The sequence below is a fragment of the Burkholderia sp. AU6039 genome (assembly GCF_002223365.1).
Taxonomy (GTDB): domain Bacteria; phylum Pseudomonadota; class Gammaproteobacteria; order Burkholderiales; family Burkholderiaceae; genus Burkholderia.
Map to the genome: position 1 here is coordinate 1069683 of NZ_NKFK01000003.1, position 15999 is coordinate 1085681.

A 15999-nucleotide genomic window follows, 5' to 3' on the forward strand; every position below is an offset into this window, starting at 1 on the left:
GTTCGCCTCTGTGCAACAATCCGTCCGGATTCAAACGGGCAATGGGATGGATACGTTACAAAACATGCGGGTGTTCGTCCGCGTGGTCGACGCGGGAAGTTTTACCGCGGCCGCCCAGCAGATGAATTCGACTACCGCCTACGCGTCGCGCGCGGTCTCGGACCTTGAGGCGCACCTGCGCACGCGTCTCCTGAACCGCACGACGCGCCGGATCGCGCTGACCGAAGCCGGCGAGCGTTATCTGCAGCGCTGCGAAGAGATCCTCGCGTATGTCGACCAGGCCGAAGCCGAGGCGGGCGACGCGCATGCGCGCCCGTCGGGCAAGCTGAAGGTGCATTGCTTCACGAGCCTCGGCCAGCACTACCTGGTGCCGGCCATCGCGCGCTATCGCGAGCGCTACCCGGACGTGCACGTCGAGCTGACCCTCGCGCAGCGGATGCCCGATTTGCTCGACGAGGGGTATGACGTCGCGATCGTCGTCGGCCGCGACCTGCCCGATTCGGGGCTCGTGTCGCAGCGGCTCGGTGTGAGCTACAGCGTCGTGTGCGCATCGCCCGGGTATGTCGAGTCGCACGGCGTGCCGCAGCGGCCGGCCGACCTCGCGCAGCATGTGTGCCTCGGGATGATCGCGCCGGGCTTTCACTTCGACGAATGGGCGCTGTCGGGGCCGAACGGCGACGAGGTCGTGCCGGTCACGGCGCCGCCGTTTCGCGTGAACGTCGCCGAGGCGCTCGCGGTGGCCGTGCGGGAAGGGATGGGGATCGGCGGCCTGCCGCTCTATTCGGCGATCGGCTGGCTGCGCAGCGGGCACATCGTGCGCGTGATGCCCGAGTACCGGTCGCACGTGATGAACATCTACGCGCTGTATCCGTCGCGCCAGTACCTCGACGCGAAAATTCGCACCTGGGTCGATTTCCTGCGTGACGAACTGCCGGCCACGCTCGCCGCCGACGAAGCCGCGCTCGAGCAGTACACGCGTGCGACATGACAGCGCGGTTGACCGCGATCTGACGAGATTTGTCCTTCACGCAACATTTTTTTACGAACGCGTGTCAGACAGTTTGATACTGTGGGAATTAACGAGATACGCAACCCCGGAGTAGCAATGGATACGCACCTGATGATCGGCCTTGGAGTCCTGCTGGGCGCGGCCGCGGCCGCCGCGGCGACCCGCGACCTGCTGCGCGCGATGAAGGCGAAGGCGCAGATGAAGCCGGTGCCGGTGCGGGTGCGCGAGCAACGCCGCCCCGGCCGCTGATCCGGCCGTCACGCTCCGGGTCGAAAAAGGCCGTGCAACGCGGCCGCGCGGGCTCGGCGCTCAGCCGAGTTCGACGACCTTGTCCCACGCGAACGCGGTATTTTCCAGTTCGCCGGTGCGCCGGTGGATGTAGCCGCGCGGGTTGCACACCACGCGCGTGCCGCCGTCCGCCACATAGTCGAATGACGTATGCGTGTGGCCGTGGAGCCACAGATTGACCGGCGGCTGCACGAGCTCCGCCATGTCCGTTACGAATCCCGCCGACGCAAGATCTTCCGCATAGCGCTCCGCCAGCGAGCGCCGGTGCGGCGCATGGTGGGTCACGACGATCGTCTGGCCCGCGAACGGTGTGGCGAACTGCGCTTCGAGCCACGCGCGGCTGCGTCGATGCAGCGCGATCGCGTCCGCCGGCGAGAAATCCCGCTCCGGCGTGCCCGGCGCCCCATGCAGCGCCGCATCGTGCGGCCAGGTCACCTGGATCAATCCCTTGAAATCGAGCATCACGCGCTGCCCGGCCTCGATCGAACCGGCAAGGCTGGCTTCGTCGGCGCCGAACAGCGAAAAATCGGCCCAGAGCGTCGTGCCGAGCACGCGGTAGTGCTGCCCGGGATCGACGTAGACGTCGTTGTTCAGGTAATGCACGTTGTCGAGCGCCTGCGCCGCATCGCGCATTGCCGACTCCAGCGCGCCGAATTCCCCGTCGTAGTACTCGTGGTTGCCCGGCACGTAGATCACCGGCACCGCGGGATCGAACGTTTCGGCGGCCCAGCGCAGGCCTTCCGCGTGATTGTGGATGTCGCCGGCGAGCACGACGAGATCCGCGTCGGCATGCGGGATCGCGTCGGGCAGGTTGCTTTCGAGATGCAGGTCGGACAGGACGCGGACTTTCACGGGCGGGACTCCGGAGTGGACGGCTTCAGCGCAGGACCTTGCCGGGATTCATCAGGCCGCGCGGATCGAGCGCGGTCTTCAGCGTGCGCATCAGCGTCGTTTCGACCGGCGACTTGTAACGCTGCGCGTCGTCGATCTTCAGCTGGCCGATGCCGTGCTCCGCGCTGATCGTGCCGTGGTGGCGATGCACGTTGTCGTAGACGATCCGGTTGATCGGCGCCTGGAATGCGGCCAGGAACGCTTTCGGGTCGCCGCCTTCGGGCATCTGCACGTTGTAGTGGAGATTGCCGTCGCCGAGGTGGCCGAACGTGACCATCCGCGCGCCCGGCGCGGCTTGCTGGATCGCCGCGTCGGTCTCGTCGATGAAGCGCGCGATCGACGAAATCGGCACCGCGATGTCGTGCTTGATGTTGAGCCCCTCGTCGGCCTGCGCGAGCGGGATGTGTTCGCGCAGGTCCCAGAACGCACGCGACTGCGCGAGATTCTCAGCGACCACCGCGTCGACCACGAGCCCGGCCTCGAACGCTTCTTCCATCAGTTTCTCGAACAGCGCGCGCGCATGCGCTTCGCTTTCGTTGTCGGACAGTTCGAGCAGCACCGTCTGCGCATGCGTCTGCGCGAACGGGTAGCGCAGCTGCGGGTAGTGCTTGCCGACCAGCTGCATGCAGAAGTCCGACATCAGCTCGAAGCCGGTCAGCAGCGGCCCGGCCGCGCGCTGCGCGAGGGCGAGGAAATCGAGCGCCGCGTGCGGCGATTCGAGCGCGGCGAGGGCGGTGACCTGCGCGGCCGGCAGCGGATGCAGCTTCATCACGGCCGCCGTGATGATCCCGAGCGTGCCTTCCGCGCCGATGAACAGGTCGCGCAGGTCGTAGCCCGTATTGTCCTTGCGCAGCCCGCGCAGGCCGTCCCAGATTTCACCTTGCGGCGTCACGACCTCGAGCCCGAGACACAGCTCGCGCGCGTTGCCGTAGCGCAGCACCGCGGTGCCGCCCGCGTTGGTCGACAGGTTGCCGCCGATCGTGCAGCTGCCTTCCGCCGCGAGGCTCAGCGCGAACAGCCGGTCGCCTTCGCGGGCGCGCGCCTGCACGTCGGCGAGGATCACGCCGGCTTCGACGGTGATCGTGTTGTTGTGCGGATCGAGCGCGCGCACGCGGTTCAGGCGCGCGACGCTCAGTACGGCCTGGCTGCCGCTCGCGTCGGGCGTGGCGCCGCCGGCCAGGCCCGTGTTGCCGCCTTGCGGCACGAGCGCGATGCCGTGTGCGTTGGCCAGCTTGACGAGCGCGGCGACTTCGGCTGTGCTCGCGGGCTTCAGCACCGCGCATGCGGCACCCTTGTAGCGGCGGCGCCAGTCGGTCAGGAACGGTTCGGTATCGTGCGGGTCGGTCAGCACATGATCGGCGCCGATCGCGTCACGGCACGCGGAAACGAAAGCTTCGTAGGACATCATCACCTTGTCGCGTAAGGGTCAGGACGCGGCGCGCGACTTTTTCGCCGCGCGCTTGAACGGCGCGACGTACGCCAGCGCCGCCACGAAGAAGACGACGGCGAGCGCGGTCTCGCACCAGCCGAGCGTCGCGGACAGTCCGCGATCGGACATGCCGCGCACGACGCCTTCGGCGAAATAGACCAGTATCAGCATGCTCGCCCACTGCATCGTATAGATGTTACGCCGCCAGACGCCGGGCAGCGCGAGCGCGAGCGGGATCGCCTTGAGCATCAGCGCGGAGCCGCCCGGGCGCAGCGGCGCGAGCCACAGCTCCCACGCGAGCGACAGCGCGATCAGTGCGACGAGGCACGCGGTGGCGACCAGCGCGTGGCGCGGCCGGGCCGCGACGGCGGGGCGGGCGGGGGCGGTCATGCGGTCTCGGCGGCCTGGGCGCTGGACAGGGCGGCCGCCGCGCGCGCGAGCCGCACGCCGAGCGCGGCCGCGAGCGCCTTTTCGTCCGCCGACAGCCCGGCGGCTGCCGAGCGATCGTGCTGCGCGACGTGCGATGCGCCGTACGGCGTACCGCCGGTGCGCGTCGTGGTGAGCGCGGATTCCGTGTACGGGATCCCGACGATCATCATCCCGTGATGGAGCAGCGGCAGCATCATCGACAGCAACGTCGATTCCTGGCCGCCGTGTAGGCTGCCCGTCGACGTGAACACGCAGGCCGGCTTGCCGGTCAGTGCGCCCGACAGCCATTGCGGTGTGGTGCCGTCGAGGAAATACTTGAGCGAGGCGGCCATGTTGCCGAAGCGGGTCGGCGAGCCGAGCGCGAGGCCCGCGCACTCCTCGAGATCCCGCAGTTCCGCGTACGGCGGGCCGTCGGCGGGGATGTCGGGGGCAGTGGCTTCGCAGACGGCCGACACGGGCGGCACGGTGCGGATGCGGGCCTGCACGCCCGGCACGCTGTCGATGCCGTTCGCGATCGCGAGCGCGAGATCGCGCGTGGCGCCGTGGCGGCTGTAATAGAGGACGAGGATGTCTTTCATGGGGGCGACGGAGCCGCGTGCGGCCGCGCGCGTGCCCGGTGCAGTCGGCCCCTGCTGGAATCGAGCGGCTATTATAGGGGCTGAAGCCGTCGCGCAGCGCGACGGCGGCGCGCCGTCGGGCGCGCGGCATCAAGAAGGAGAAGTCGTTTGCCGAAGTTGAGCGTCGATCTCGACACCATCAAGCGCCTCGCGCAGTTCGCGGCCCGGCGCAGCGCCGAGGATCGCATCCCGCAAGTGGCGGGCAGCCTCACATTCACGACGATGCTGGCGCTCGTGCCGCTCGTGACGGTCGCGTTCGCGCTGTTCACCGCGTTCCCGATGTTCGCGTCGTTCCAGATCTCGCTGCAGGGGTTCCTCGCGGATCACCTGATGCCCGCGCAGTTCAACGTCCAGATCTTCAAGTACCTGAACCAGTTCGCGTCGAAGGCGAAGGGGCTGACGACAGCCGGCCTGATCGTGCTCGTCGTCACGTCGGTGATGACGATGATGACGATCGAGTCGGCGTTCAACCTGATCTGGCGGGTGCGCAAGCCGCGGCCGTTCGCGCAGCGCGTGCTCGCGTACTGGGCGCTGATCACGCTCGGCCCGTTGCTGTTCGGCGTGAGCCTGTCGATCTCGTCGTACCTGTTCACGCAGTCGCTGGCGTTTACCGGCGCCGCGCCGTCCACGTCGATCGTCGAGTGGCTGCTCGCGCTCGTCTCGCTGCCGTTGACGGTGCTCGCGTTCACGCTGCTGTACGTGTACCTGCCGAACTGCACGGTTGCATGGCGCGACGCGGTGATCGGCGGGCTGTTCGCGGCCGTCGCGTTCGAGCTCGCGAAGCGCGGCTTCGGCTACTACGTGCGGCGCATTCCGACCTATACGGCCGTCTATGGCGCGTTCGCGGCGCTGCCCGTGTTCCTGTTGTGGGTGTACCTGAGCTGGTTCATCGCGCTGCTCGGCGCGATGGTGGCGTCCGCGCTACCGGCGATCCGCGTCGGCCAGTTCCACCGCATCCACTACCCGGGCAGCGACCTGCTCGACGCGCTGGAAATGCTCGCGCGGCTGGCCGAGGCGCGCACGGCCGGCAAGCGCGGCTACACGGCGCTGCGGCTCGCGACCATGTTGCGCTGCGACATGGAAACCGCGCAGCGCCTGCTGACGACGATGGAGGAGCGGGAATGGATTGCGCGGCTCGACGGCGGCGGCGAGACCACGCCGCGCTACATCCTGCTCGCGAACCCGGAGCAGCTGACGCTTGCGCAACTGTTCGACGTGCTGGTGATCGACCGCACGGAACTCACCTACCAGCTGCAGCGGCGCCGCAGCCACGTGGATGGCGCTGCGTTGCTCGCGGTGCTGTCGAGCGACCGCTTCGACGTGTCGCTCGCGACGCTGATCGCCGCGCACCGGCTCGCGGGTGCGCAGCCGACGGCGATGCCGGGGCAGGCGCCGGGCGGCGTGCCCGATCCGCACGCGCGGCCGCCGCGCCCCGCATGAGCGGGGCGCCCGGCCGCGTCATAACGGAATCTTGCCCGTACAGATATCCTTGAACATCACCCAGTCGCCCATCAGGCTGTAGATCGGGTGCCGGAACGTGGCCGGGCGGTTCTTCTCGAAGAAGAAGTGTCCGACCCACGCGAAGCCGTAGCCGCAGACGATCGCTGCCGGCAGCCACAGCCAGTCGCCGGTCGCGACCGCCATCGCGACGCAGCCGATCACGCCGAGCGAGCCGATGAAGTGCAGCCGCCGCGACGTCTGGTTCTGGTGTTCATTCAGGTAATACGGGTAGAAATCGGCGAAGCTGGCGAATTGCTCCGAATGCGTATGCGCCATGGACGTCTCCTCTGGCCGCTGTTCATGGGGCCATTGTGCTGCCGGCAGTCCGCTTCCGCAAGCGGGGCGGGGCCGCCGGGGCGGGCTCGCGCTTTCCTTTTGACAGGCTTTCCGATACGATCGAACGAGGTTTTGCATTCAAGCATGAGGGGACTACGATGCGCGTCAGCGATATTCTGAAAGTGAAGGGCAACACGCTGTTTACGGTGACGCCCGATAAGCCGCTGCGCGAAGCGGTCGATACGATGGCCGAACACGACATCGGTTCGCTCGTCGTGATGGAGTACGGCGATCTCGTCGGGATGCTGACGTTCCGCGAGATCATCCTGCGTCTGCACGTGAACGGCGGCGCGATCGGCGACGTGCAGGTGCGCAAGGTGATGGACGAGCCGCTCACGTGCACGCCGGAAACGGACGTCAACGAAGTGCGCCGGATGATGCTCGAGCGCCATGCGCGCTACATGCCGGTGCTCGACAAGAAGGTGCTGATGGGCGTCATTTCGTTCTACGACGTCGCGAAGACGGTCGTCGAGGCGCAGAGCTTCGAGAACCGGATGCTGAAGGCATACATCCGCGACTGGCCGGAATCGGAAGCCGAAGCGCACAAGCCGTGAACCATGCCGCGCCCGTCGCCGTCATGCGCGGGCGCCGCCACCCGGCACGCGGCGGCGCAGGTTGGTCCTGCGCCGCCTTTTTTTCATTGACCACACGAGGCCCGCGCAGCGCTGCCCAGACGGCGCGCGCGTATTCCGCATGAGCGATCAAACGCAAGCCACTTCCAGGCGGCGTGACGAACGGCGCGCGCACGCGTCGCAGTTCGACCTGCTGCGCGAGCGCCGTTTCGCGCCGTTCTTCACGACCCAGTTCCTCGGCGCGCTGAACGACAACGTCTTCAAGATCGGCTTCACGTCGCTCGTCACCTATCACACCGCGCGGTTCTCCGGCGTCGATGCGAAGACGGCGGCCTTCCTGATTTCCGCGATCTTCATCTTGCCGTTCGTGCTGTTCTCGGCCACCTCCGGCCAGATCGCCGACAAGTACGACAAGGCGACCCTCACGCGTTTCGTGAAGACCTTCGAGATCGTGCTGATGCTGGTCGGCGCGGCCGGTTTCGTCACGCACAGCGCGCCGCTGCTGTATCTGTGCACGTTCATGATGGGGATGCACTCGACGCTGTTCGGGCCCGTCAAGTATTCGTACCTGCCACAGCATCTCGGCGAGCACGAACTGGTCGGCGGCAACGGCCTCGTCGAGATGGGCACGTTCATCGCGATCCTGATCGGCACGATCATCGGCGGCGCGGCCGCGGGCATCGAAGGCAACGGCGAGCGCGTGCTCGCGGTGAGCGTCGTCGTCATCGCGCTCGCGGGGCGGTTCGTCGCGCAGCGCGTGCCGTCCACACCGGCGCCGCAGCCCGACCTCGTGATCAACTGGAATCCGGTCAGCGAGACCTGGCGCAACCTCGGTCTCGCCCGGCAGAACCGCACCGTGTTCCTGAGCCTGCTCGGCATCTCGTGGCTGTGGTTCGTCGGTGCGACGTTCCTCACGTCGTTCTTCAATTTCGCGAAGGACGTGCTGTCCGCCAGCCCCGACGTCGTCACGATCCTGCTCGCGACGTTCTCGGTCGGTATCGGCCTCGGCTCGCTGCTGTGCGAGCGGCTGTCGCAGCGGCGCGTCGAGATAGGCCTCGTGCCGCTCGGCTCGATCGGCATCAGCGTGTTCGCGATCGAGCTGTATTTCGCGAGCCATGCGCTGCCGTCGCCCGGCCATCTGCTGTCGGTCGGCGAGTTTCTGGCCGGTGCGCGCCACTGGCGCATCCTGGCGGACCTGTTCCTGCTCGCGATGTTCGGCGGCTTCTACAGCGTGCCGCTGTACGCGCTGATCCAGAGCCGCAGCGCACCGACGCACCGTGCGCGGATCATCGCCGCGAACAACATCCTGAACGCGCTGTTCATGATCCTGTCGGCCGTGATGGCGATGGGGCTGACCAAGGCCGGCGTCAACATCCCGGGGCTGTTCCTCGTCACCGCGCTGCTGAACGTGATCGTCGCCGCGTACATCTACCTGCTCGTGCCCGAGTTCCTGCTGCGCTTCGTCGCATGGGTGCTCGTGCATACGTTCTACCGGATTCGCCTCGTGCACGCGGAGCGGATTCCGGCGGAAGGGGCGGCCGTGCTCGTGTGCAACCACGTCAGCTACGTCGATGCGCTCGTGCTGGCCGCCGCGAGCCCGCGCCCGATCCGTTTCGTGATGGACCACCGGATCTTCAAGACGCGCTTCGCGAGCTGGGTGTTCCGGCATGCGAAGGCGATCCCGATCGCGCCGCGCCACGAGGATCCCGAGATGCTCGCGCGCGCGTACGACGCATGCGAGGCCGCGCTGAAGGAGGGCGAGCTCGTGTGCATCTTCCCGGAAGGCAAGCTGACGAAGACGGGCGACATCAACACGTTCCACCACGGCATCACGGAGATCCTGGGCCGCACGCCGGCGCCGGTGATCCCGATGGCGCTGCGCGGGCTGTGGGGCAGCTATTTTTCGCGGCATTCCGATGCGCGGATGCCGCGGCCCATCAAGCGCGGCGTGATGAGCCGGCTGACGCTGGCGGTCGGCGAGCCGATCCCGGCGTCGGTCGCGACACCCGAAGCGCTTCAGGCGGCAGTCACCGAACTGCGCGGCGCACGGAAGTAGGCGGGGCGGGCCCAGCGGCATCGCCCCGGGCCGTCATGGCCGCCGTGAACGGGCCCGTTCGACCGGAACGGCGCGGGTCGGCAATCGTCGCCCGGGGCCGTTCCCGTGGCCGGCCGGTGTGGTCCGGACGGTTCACACGGCCCGCGTGCCCGGGACGGCTGGCATAATAGCGGCTTACCTCTTTTTCTCGACCGGCAAACGATCGACCTGCCTGCGGCCCGGGCAGCGCATCGGTTTGTCCATTTCTCTTTGGGCGGTTCCATCATGTCCGGCAATACCCTCGGCACGCTTTTCACTGTCACGACCTTCGGCGAATCGCACGGTCCCGCGATCGGCTGCGTGATCGACGGCTGCCCGCCGGGAATGGGGCTGACCGAAGCCGACATCCAGGTCGAACTCGATCGCCGCAAGCCCGGCACGTCGCGCCACGTGACGCAGCGGCAGGAGGCCGACGAGGTCGAGATCCTGTCGGGCGTGTTCGAAGGCGTGACGACCGGTACGCCGATCGCGCTGCTGATCCGCAACACCGACCAGCGCAGCAAGGACTACGGCAACATCGTCGAGACGTTCCGTCCCGGCCACGCCGACTATACCTACTGGCAGAAATACGGCATCCGCGACTATCGCGGCGGCGGCCGCTCGTCCGCGCGCCTGACCGCGCCGATCGTCGGCGCGGGTGCGGTCGCGAAGAAGTGGCTGCGCGAGCGCTTCGGCGTCGAGGTGCGCGGCTACATGAGCGGCCTCGGCGAGATCGACGTGCCGTTCATCGACTGGTCGCACGTCCATGAGAATCCGTTCTTCTCGCCGAATGCGGCCGTCGTGCCGGAGCTCGAGGCGTACATGGATGCGCTGCGCAAGGATGGCGATTCGATCGGCGCGCGCATCGACGTCGTCGCATCGGGTGTGCCGGTCGGCTGGGGCGAGCCGGTGTTCGACCGTCTCGATGCGGACATCGCAAAGGCGATGATGAGCATCAACGCGGTGAAGGGCGTCGAGATCGGTGCGGGCTTCGACAGCGTCGCGCAGCGTGGTTCGGTGCACGGCGACGAGCTGACGCCGGGCGGTTTCGTCGGCAACCATGCGGGCGGCGTGCTCGGCGGGATTTCGACGGGGCAGGACATCACCGTGTCGATCGCGATCAAGCCGACGTCGAGCATCCGCACGCCGCGCCGTTCGATCACGAAGGCCGGCGAGGAAGCGACGGTGGAAACGTTCGGCCGCCACGATCCGTGCGTCGGCATTCGTGCGACGCCGATCGCGGAGTCGATGCTCGCGCTGGTGCTGATCGACCATGCATTGCGCCATCGCGCGCAGTGCGGCGATGTAGAGACGCCGACGCCGAAGATCGCGGGCAGCGCGACCTGACGCAAGCGGGCGGGGCGCAGCGCGTCTCGCCGGCAGTTGCGCGGAGCAGGCAAAACGGGGCGCTGCATCAAGCAGCGCCCCGTTTCGTTTGCGGCAACCCAAAAGCGTGCCGCTCGTGGCGGCGCGTTCCGGCAATTACATGTTCGGGTAATTCGGCCCGCCGCCGCCTTCCGGCGTGACCCACACGATGTTCTGCGTCGGGTCCTTGATGTCGCAGGTCTTGCAGTGCACGCAGTTCTGCGCGTTGATCACCAGGCGATCGCTGCCGTCGTCGTTCTTCACGAACTCATACACGGCCGCCGGGCAGAAACGTGCCTCCGGCCCCGCGTACGTACGCAGGTTCACGTTCACCGGCACGCTCGCATCCTTCAGCGTCAGGTGCGCCGGCTGGTTCTCTTCGTGGTTCGTGTTCGAGATGAATACCGACGAGAGCCGGTCGAACGTCAGCTTGCCGTCCGGCTTCGGATACTCGATCGGCTGGCATTGCGACGCCGGCTTCAACATTTCGTGGTCCGCATGCTTGTGGTGCAGCGTCCACGGCACGTTGCCGCCCATCACCTTCTGCTCGAGCCCGACCATCAGCGTGCCGAGGTACAGCCCCTTGGCCATCCACTGCTTGAAGTTGCGCGCGCGATACAGCTCCGTGTACAGCCACGACTGCTTGAAGGCGTCCGGGTACGCGTTGAGCTCGTCGCTCTGGCGGCCGGCCTGCACCGCGTCGAATGCGGCGTCGGCCGCCAGCATGCCGGTCTTGATCGCCGCGTGGCTGCCCTTGATCCGCGACGCGTTCAGGAAGCCTGCGTCGTCGCCGATCAGCGCGCCGCCCGGGAACACCGTCTTCGGCAGCGACAGCAGCCCGCCGGCCGTGATCGCGCGTGCGCCGTACGACACGCGCTTGCCGCCTTCCAGGAACGCGCGGATCGACGGGTGCGTCTTGTAGCGCTGGAATTCCTCGAACGGCGACAGGTACGGGTTCGTGTAGCCGAGGCCCACCACGAAGCCGACCACGACCTGGTTGTTGTCCATGTGATACAGGAACGAGCCGCCGTAGGTGTCCGACTTCAGCGGCCAGCCGGCCGTGTGGATCACGAGGCCCGGCTTGTGCTTGGCCGGGTCGATCTCCCACAGTTCCTTGATGCCGATCCCGTAGGCCTGCGGATCCGCGTTCGCGTCGAGCTTGAACTTCGAGATCAGCTGGCGGCCGAGGTGGCCGCGGCAGCCTTCGGCGAACAGCGTGTATTTCGCGTGCAGCTCCATGCCGAGCTGGAAGTTCTCGGTCGGCTCGCCGTCCTTGCCCACGCCCATGTTGCCGGTCGCGACGCCTTTGACCGAGCCGTCGTCGTTATAGAGAATCTCCGCAGCGGGAAAGCCCGGGAAGATCTCGACGCCCAGCGCTTCGGCCTGTGCCCCCAGCCAGCGCGTGACGTTGCCCAGCGAAATCACGTAGTTGCCGTGGTTCTGGAAGTTGGCGGGCAGCGCCCAGTTCGGCGTGGTGACCGCGCTCTTCTCGGACAGGAACAGGAAGCGGTCTTCCGTCACCTCGACGTCGAGCGGTGCACCGCGTTCCTTCCAGTCGGGGAACAGTTCGTTGATCGCGCGCGGGTCCATCACCGCGCCCGACAGGATGTGCGCGCCGATCTCGGAACCCTTCTCGAGCACGCACACGCCGATCTCGGTGCCTTTCTCGGCGGCCAGCTGCTTGAGCCGGATCGCCGCCGACAGCCCGGCGGGGCCGCCGCCGACGATCACGACGTCGTATTCCATCGATTCGCGCGGGCCGTATTGCTCGATGAGGCTTGCGGGGGTCATTGGCGTTCCTCTAACCGTTAGAATGCTTTTATTCGGGAGCGTATTGTCTGCGAAACGAAACGCTTGCCGCAACAGCATGCGGCTAGATTAGCACGATCGTTCTATTTTCGTGCTAGGGTAATGCCGCTCGAACCATGTTGCTCGTGGCGGCGAAACGATATCGAAAGGGGAAGTGCAAATGGGTCGGTCGATCAATCTGGAAGGCAAGGTTGCGCTGGTCACGGGCGCGTCGAGCGGCCTCGGGCAGCGCTTTGCGCAGGTGCTGTCGCAGGCCGGTGCGAAGGTCGTGCTCGCGAGCCGTCGGGTCGAGCGCCTGAAGGAGCTGCGTGCCGAGATCGAGGCGGCGGGCGGCGCCGCGCACGTCGTGTCGCTCGACGTCACCGACGTCCAGAGCATCAAGGCGGCGGTCGCGCACGCGGAGACGGAAGCCGGTACGATCGACATCCTCGTGAACAATTCGGGTGTCTCGACGATGCAGAAGCTCGTCGACGTGACGCCGGCGGATTTCGAGTTCGTATTCGACACCAACACGCGCGGTGCGTTTTTCGTCGCGCAGGAAGTCGCGAAGCGGATGATCATGCGCGCGAACGGAAGCGGCAACGGCAAGCCGCCGTGCCGGATCATCAACATCGCGTCGGTGGCCGGGCTGCGCGTGTTTCCGCAGATCGGCCTGTTCGCGATGAGCAAGGCCGCGGTCGTGCAGATGACGCGCGCGATGGCGCTCGAGTGGGGGCGCCACGGGATCAACGTCAACGCGATCTGTCCGGGCTATATCGATACCGAAATCAATCATTATCTGTGGGAAACCGAGCAGGGCCAGAAGCTGCAGTCGATGCTGCCGCGCCGGCGCGTCGGCAAGCCGCAGGATCTCGACGGGCTGTTGTTGCTGCTCGCGGCCGACGAGTCGCAGTTCATCAATGGCTCGATTATCTCCGCCGACGACGGCTTCGGCCTCGCCTGAGCGGACGACATACCGCAACAAAGAAGACTGCAATGAGTGATTATTCCCCCGTTTTTGAGATGTCGATGCCGATCCGCTGGGGCGACATGGACGCGTTCGGCCATGTGAACAACACGGTTTATTTCCGCTACATGGAGCAGGCGCGGATCTCGTGGTTCGAGGAGCTCGGCATTGCCGGCGGCAACGGCGAGGGGCAGGGGCCCGTCATCGTCACGGCGTCGATGGAATTTCTCAAGCAGCTGCACTATCCGGGCGACGTGATCGCGAAGATGTCGGCTGCGAAGCCCGGCCGCAGCAGCTTCGATACGGGTTTCGAGCTGACGCGCGCCGACGATCCGCAGCATGTCTATGCGCGCGGCAATGCACGCTGCGTGTGGGTCGACTACGCGCTCGGCAAGTCGGTGCCGCTGCCCCAGTTGCTGCGCGACACGATCGAGCGTGCGCTCGCGGCGAAGGTCGGCTGAGCGTCGAGTCGGCGAGTCCGGGCCGGCACAAGGTCGCCGGGGCGTCACGCCGTACCCGTTGTTTCCCGAATCGGCCGCCCGGTGCGGCCGATTGTCATCCGGCGCCGACACTCACTGCCCGAGCAGGCGCTGCAGCAGCTCCGGCGTATTGTTGGTCCCGTACTTGCGCATCAGCCGTGCGCGGTAGATGTCGACCGTGCGCGAGCTGATGTCGAGCACGCGCCCGATCTGCTTGCTGGTCTTGCCGGTCGCGAGCTGCGCGGCGATCTCGCGCTCGCGCGGGGTCAGTTCGACGGCGACCCGGCGCGTCGCGCTCAAATCCTCGAAGGTCCACACGCCCGCTGCGAGCGGGGCGGTGCGGTCGATCGCACGGCCGGTGACGTGGCACCAGAACAGCTCGCCGTCCGCCCGTTTCATGATTCTGTCATCCGAGTAGATGCCGTTCGCGGCCATCACGCGCGCGATACGTTCGCCGATGCGCTGGAATTCGTCCGTCGACGGGTAGAGCACCTCGTACGATTTCCCGATCAGGTCGGCCCGCGCGCAGCGGAAGATCGACGCGAGCGCGTCGTTGCAGTCCTCGATCACGCGGTCGCGCGACAGCACGAGGCCGAGCGGCGCGAGGTGGAAGGCAGTCTGGTAATCGAGAGCGGGCATGGCGCAGGCAAGCGGAGGCAAACGCTTATGTATTTTTGCGTATTGTGCCGCATCCGCGCCGCATCGTACCCTTTCAGGCATCTCGTGGCGGTCTGCCGCGGTATAAAAACAGCGCGCCTCGACGCAGGCATCGCCGTGCATGCATAGAATGATGCGGCGGGCTTGCGGGCCACGTGGGCGCGTGAACCGGTTTCGCTGGTTTCCATAGAGGAAGGGACAACTGATGAACAAAGTCTATCCAAGCGCGGCTGCCGCGCTGGAAGGGATCGTCCGCGACGGACAGACCTTCGCGGTGGGCGGCTTCGGCCTGTGCGGGATTCCCGAGGCGCTGATCGCGGCGTTGCGCGATACGGCCGTCAAGGGCATCACCTGCATCAGCAACAACGCGGGCGTCGACGGTTTCGGCCTCGGCCTGCTGCTGGAAACGCGCCAGATCAAGAAGATGATCTCGTCGTACGTCGGCGAGAACAAGGAGTTCGAGCGCCAGTACCTGGCCGGCGAACTCGAGCTCGAATTCACGCCGCAAGGCACGCTCGCCGAGAAGCTGCGCGCGGGTGGTGCGGGCATCCCGGCGTTCTTCACGAACACGGGCTACGGCACCGTGATCGCGGAAGGCAAGGAAACGCGCCAGTTCGGCGATCGCCACTACGTGCTCGAGCCGTCGCTGACGGCCGATGTCGCGCTCGTGAAGGCCTGGAAGGCCGACAAGTCCGGCAACCTGATCTTTCGCCGCACCGCGCGCAACTTCAACCCGATGTGCGCGATGGCCGGCAAGATCACCGTCGCCGAGGTCGAGGAGATCGTCGAGAACGGCGAGCTCGATCCCGACCACATCCACACGCCGGGGATTTTCGTGCAACGCATCGTGCTGAACGCGACGCCCGAAAAACGCATCGAACAACGCGTCGTACGCGCGAAAGGAGACTGACATGGCCTGGAATCGTGACCAGATGGCCGCGCGCGCGGCGAAGGAATTGCAGGACGGCTTCTACGTGAACCTCGGCATCGGCTTGCCGACGCTCGTTGCGAACCACGTGCCGGAAGGTGTCGAGGTGTGGCTGCAATCGGAGAACGGCCTGCTCGGCATCGGCCCGTCACCGACCGAAGACGAAGTCGACGCCGATCTCATCAACGCCGGCAAGCAGACCGTCACGACGCTGCCGGGCTCGTCGATCTTCTCGTCGGCCGATTCGTTCGCGATGATCCGCGGCGGCCACATCAACCTGGCGATCCTCGGCGCAATGCAGGTCAGCAAGCAGGGCGACCTCGCGAACTGGATGATCCCCGGCAAGATGATCAAGGGGATGGGCGGCGCGATGGATCTCGTCGCCGGCGTGAAGCGCGTCGTCGTGCTGATGGAGCATGTGGCGAAGGGCGACCAGCACAAGATCCTCGAGGAATGCAACCTGCCGCTGACGGGCGTCGGCGTGGTCGACCTGATCATCACCGATCTCGGCGTGATCGAAGTGACGCCGTCCGGCCTGAAGGTGCTTGAACTCGCCGACGGCGTGAGCGCCGACGAGATCCAGGCGAAGACGGGTGCGCCGCTCGACATCAGCGCGGTCGCATAAGGCTACGCGCGTACGCGCAGCGTCGACGCCCCGCATGCCGGACGA

General features: G+C 66.8%; 17 protein-coding genes. 10 read left to right on the forward strand and 7 right to left on the reverse strand.

Features of this window, described 5'->3' with window-relative positions:
- The first annotated feature begins 46 nt into the window (after positions 1 to 46).
- The gene (locus CFB39_RS07640) at positions 47 to 988 is read left to right on the forward strand and encodes a LysR family transcriptional regulator (RefSeq protein WP_089425187.1); all 942 of its coding nucleotides are present in this window, start codon (positions 47 to 49) and stop codon (positions 986 to 988) included.
- Positions 989 to 1105: 117 nt separating this feature from the next.
- A complete protein-coding gene (locus CFB39_RS40135) occupies positions 1106 to 1258 on the forward strand; it encodes a hypothetical protein (protein ID WP_163008969.1) in 153 nt (50 codons plus the stop codon).
- Between the two features lie 60 nt (positions 1259 to 1318).
- On the opposite strand, the gene CFB39_RS07645 is transcribed toward CFB39_RS40135, so the two are convergent.
- From CFB39_RS07645 to wrbA, 4 genes are read right to left on the reverse strand one after another with little or no spacing between them, the layout of a single operon-like run.
- Positions 1319 to 2149 (reverse strand): metallophosphoesterase, encoded by an 831-nt coding sequence (locus tag CFB39_RS07645; protein WP_089472634.1) that lies wholly within the window; start codon positions 2147 to 2149, stop codon positions 1319 to 1321.
- A 25-nt stretch (positions 2150 to 2174) separates the two neighbouring features.
- Positions 2175 to 3596 (reverse strand): FAD-binding oxidoreductase, encoded by a 1422-nt coding sequence (locus tag CFB39_RS07650; RefSeq protein ID WP_089472635.1) that lies wholly within the window; start codon positions 3594 to 3596, stop codon positions 2175 to 2177.
- A gap of 18 nt (positions 3597 to 3614) precedes the next feature.
- The gene (locus CFB39_RS07655; protein WP_089439866.1) at positions 3615 to 4007 is read right to left on the reverse strand and encodes a DUF2069 domain-containing protein; all 393 of its coding nucleotides are present in this window, start codon (positions 4005 to 4007) and stop codon (positions 3615 to 3617) included.
- A complete protein-coding gene (wrbA, locus tag CFB39_RS07660) occupies positions 4004 to 4624 on the reverse strand; it encodes an NAD(P)H:quinone oxidoreductase (protein ID WP_089472636.1) in 621 nt (206 codons plus the stop codon). The genes CFB39_RS07655 and wrbA overlap by 4 nt, the downstream gene beginning before the upstream one ends.
- A 147-nt stretch (positions 4625 to 4771) precedes the next feature.
- Here wrbA and CFB39_RS07665 point away from each other — a divergent pair, with 147 nt between their 5' ends.
- Positions 4772 to 6103, forward strand: a complete 1332-nt coding sequence (locus CFB39_RS07665; RefSeq protein ID WP_089472637.1) for a YihY family inner membrane protein — start codon at positions 4772 to 4774, stop codon at positions 6101 to 6103.
- An 18-nt stretch (positions 6104 to 6121) separates the two neighbouring features.
- Here CFB39_RS07665 and CFB39_RS07670 read toward each other — a convergent pair whose 3' ends face one another.
- A complete protein-coding gene (locus CFB39_RS07670) occupies positions 6122 to 6439 on the reverse strand; it encodes an Mpo1-like protein (RefSeq protein ID WP_089472638.1) in 318 nt (105 codons plus the stop codon).
- Between the two features lie 158 nt (positions 6440 to 6597).
- Here CFB39_RS07670 and CFB39_RS07675 point away from each other — a divergent pair, with 158 nt between their 5' ends.
- The 3 genes from CFB39_RS07675 to aroC all read left to right on the forward strand — a co-directional run bounded on the left by CFB39_RS07675 (position 6598) and on the right by aroC (position 10492).
- A complete protein-coding gene (locus CFB39_RS07675) occupies positions 6598 to 7053 on the forward strand; it encodes a CBS domain-containing protein (RefSeq protein ID WP_006488504.1) in 456 nt (151 codons plus the stop codon).
- A gap of 139 nt (positions 7054 to 7192) precedes the next feature.
- The gene (locus CFB39_RS07680; protein WP_089472639.1) at positions 7193 to 9127 is read left to right on the forward strand and encodes an MFS transporter; all 1935 of its coding nucleotides are present in this window, start codon (positions 7193 to 7195) and stop codon (positions 9125 to 9127) included.
- Positions 9128 to 9391: 264 nt separating this feature from the next.
- The gene (gene aroC / locus CFB39_RS07685) at positions 9392 to 10492 is read left to right on the forward strand and encodes a chorismate synthase (protein ID WP_089472640.1); all 1101 of its coding nucleotides are present in this window, start codon (positions 9392 to 9394) and stop codon (positions 10490 to 10492) included.
- Between the two features lie 135 nt (positions 10493 to 10627).
- On the opposite strand, the gene CFB39_RS07690 is transcribed toward aroC, so the two are convergent.
- Positions 10628 to 12301, reverse strand: a complete 1674-nt coding sequence (locus tag CFB39_RS07690) for an electron transfer flavoprotein-ubiquinone oxidoreductase (protein WP_089430981.1) — start codon at positions 12299 to 12301, stop codon at positions 10628 to 10630.
- Positions 12302 to 12479: 178 nt separating this feature from the next.
- Between CFB39_RS07690 and CFB39_RS07695 the strand changes: the two genes are divergently transcribed.
- On the forward strand, positions 12480 to 13262 hold the full coding sequence (locus CFB39_RS07695) for an SDR family oxidoreductase (protein ID WP_089425196.1): 783 nt from the start codon (positions 12480 to 12482) through the stop codon (positions 13260 to 13262).
- Between the two features lie 32 nt (positions 13263 to 13294).
- Entirely contained in the window at positions 13295 to 13726 is a 432-nt protein-coding gene (locus CFB39_RS07700) for a thioesterase family protein (protein WP_069247799.1), read from the forward strand.
- A gap of 111 nt (positions 13727 to 13837) precedes the next feature.
- On the opposite strand, the gene CFB39_RS07705 is transcribed toward CFB39_RS07700, so the two are convergent.
- A complete protein-coding gene (locus CFB39_RS07705) occupies positions 13838 to 14383 on the reverse strand; it encodes a LuxR C-terminal-related transcriptional regulator (RefSeq protein ID WP_089425197.1) in 546 nt (181 codons plus the stop codon).
- Positions 14384 to 14606: 223 nt separating this feature from the next.
- Here CFB39_RS07705 and CFB39_RS07710 point away from each other — a divergent pair, with 223 nt between their 5' ends.
- Together CFB39_RS07710 and CFB39_RS07715 are read left to right on the forward strand one after the other, a co-directional pair.
- On the forward strand, positions 14607 to 15311 hold the full coding sequence (locus CFB39_RS07710) for a CoA transferase subunit A (protein ID WP_085038865.1): 705 nt from the start codon (positions 14607 to 14609) through the stop codon (positions 15309 to 15311).
- A 1-nt stretch (position 15312) separates the two neighbouring features.
- Positions 15313 to 15954: a CoA transferase subunit B gene (locus CFB39_RS07715; protein ID WP_011351774.1), complete on the forward strand. Its 642-nt coding sequence runs from the start codon at positions 15313 to 15315 to the stop codon at positions 15952 to 15954.
- Positions 15955 to 15999: the final 45 nt, after the last annotated feature.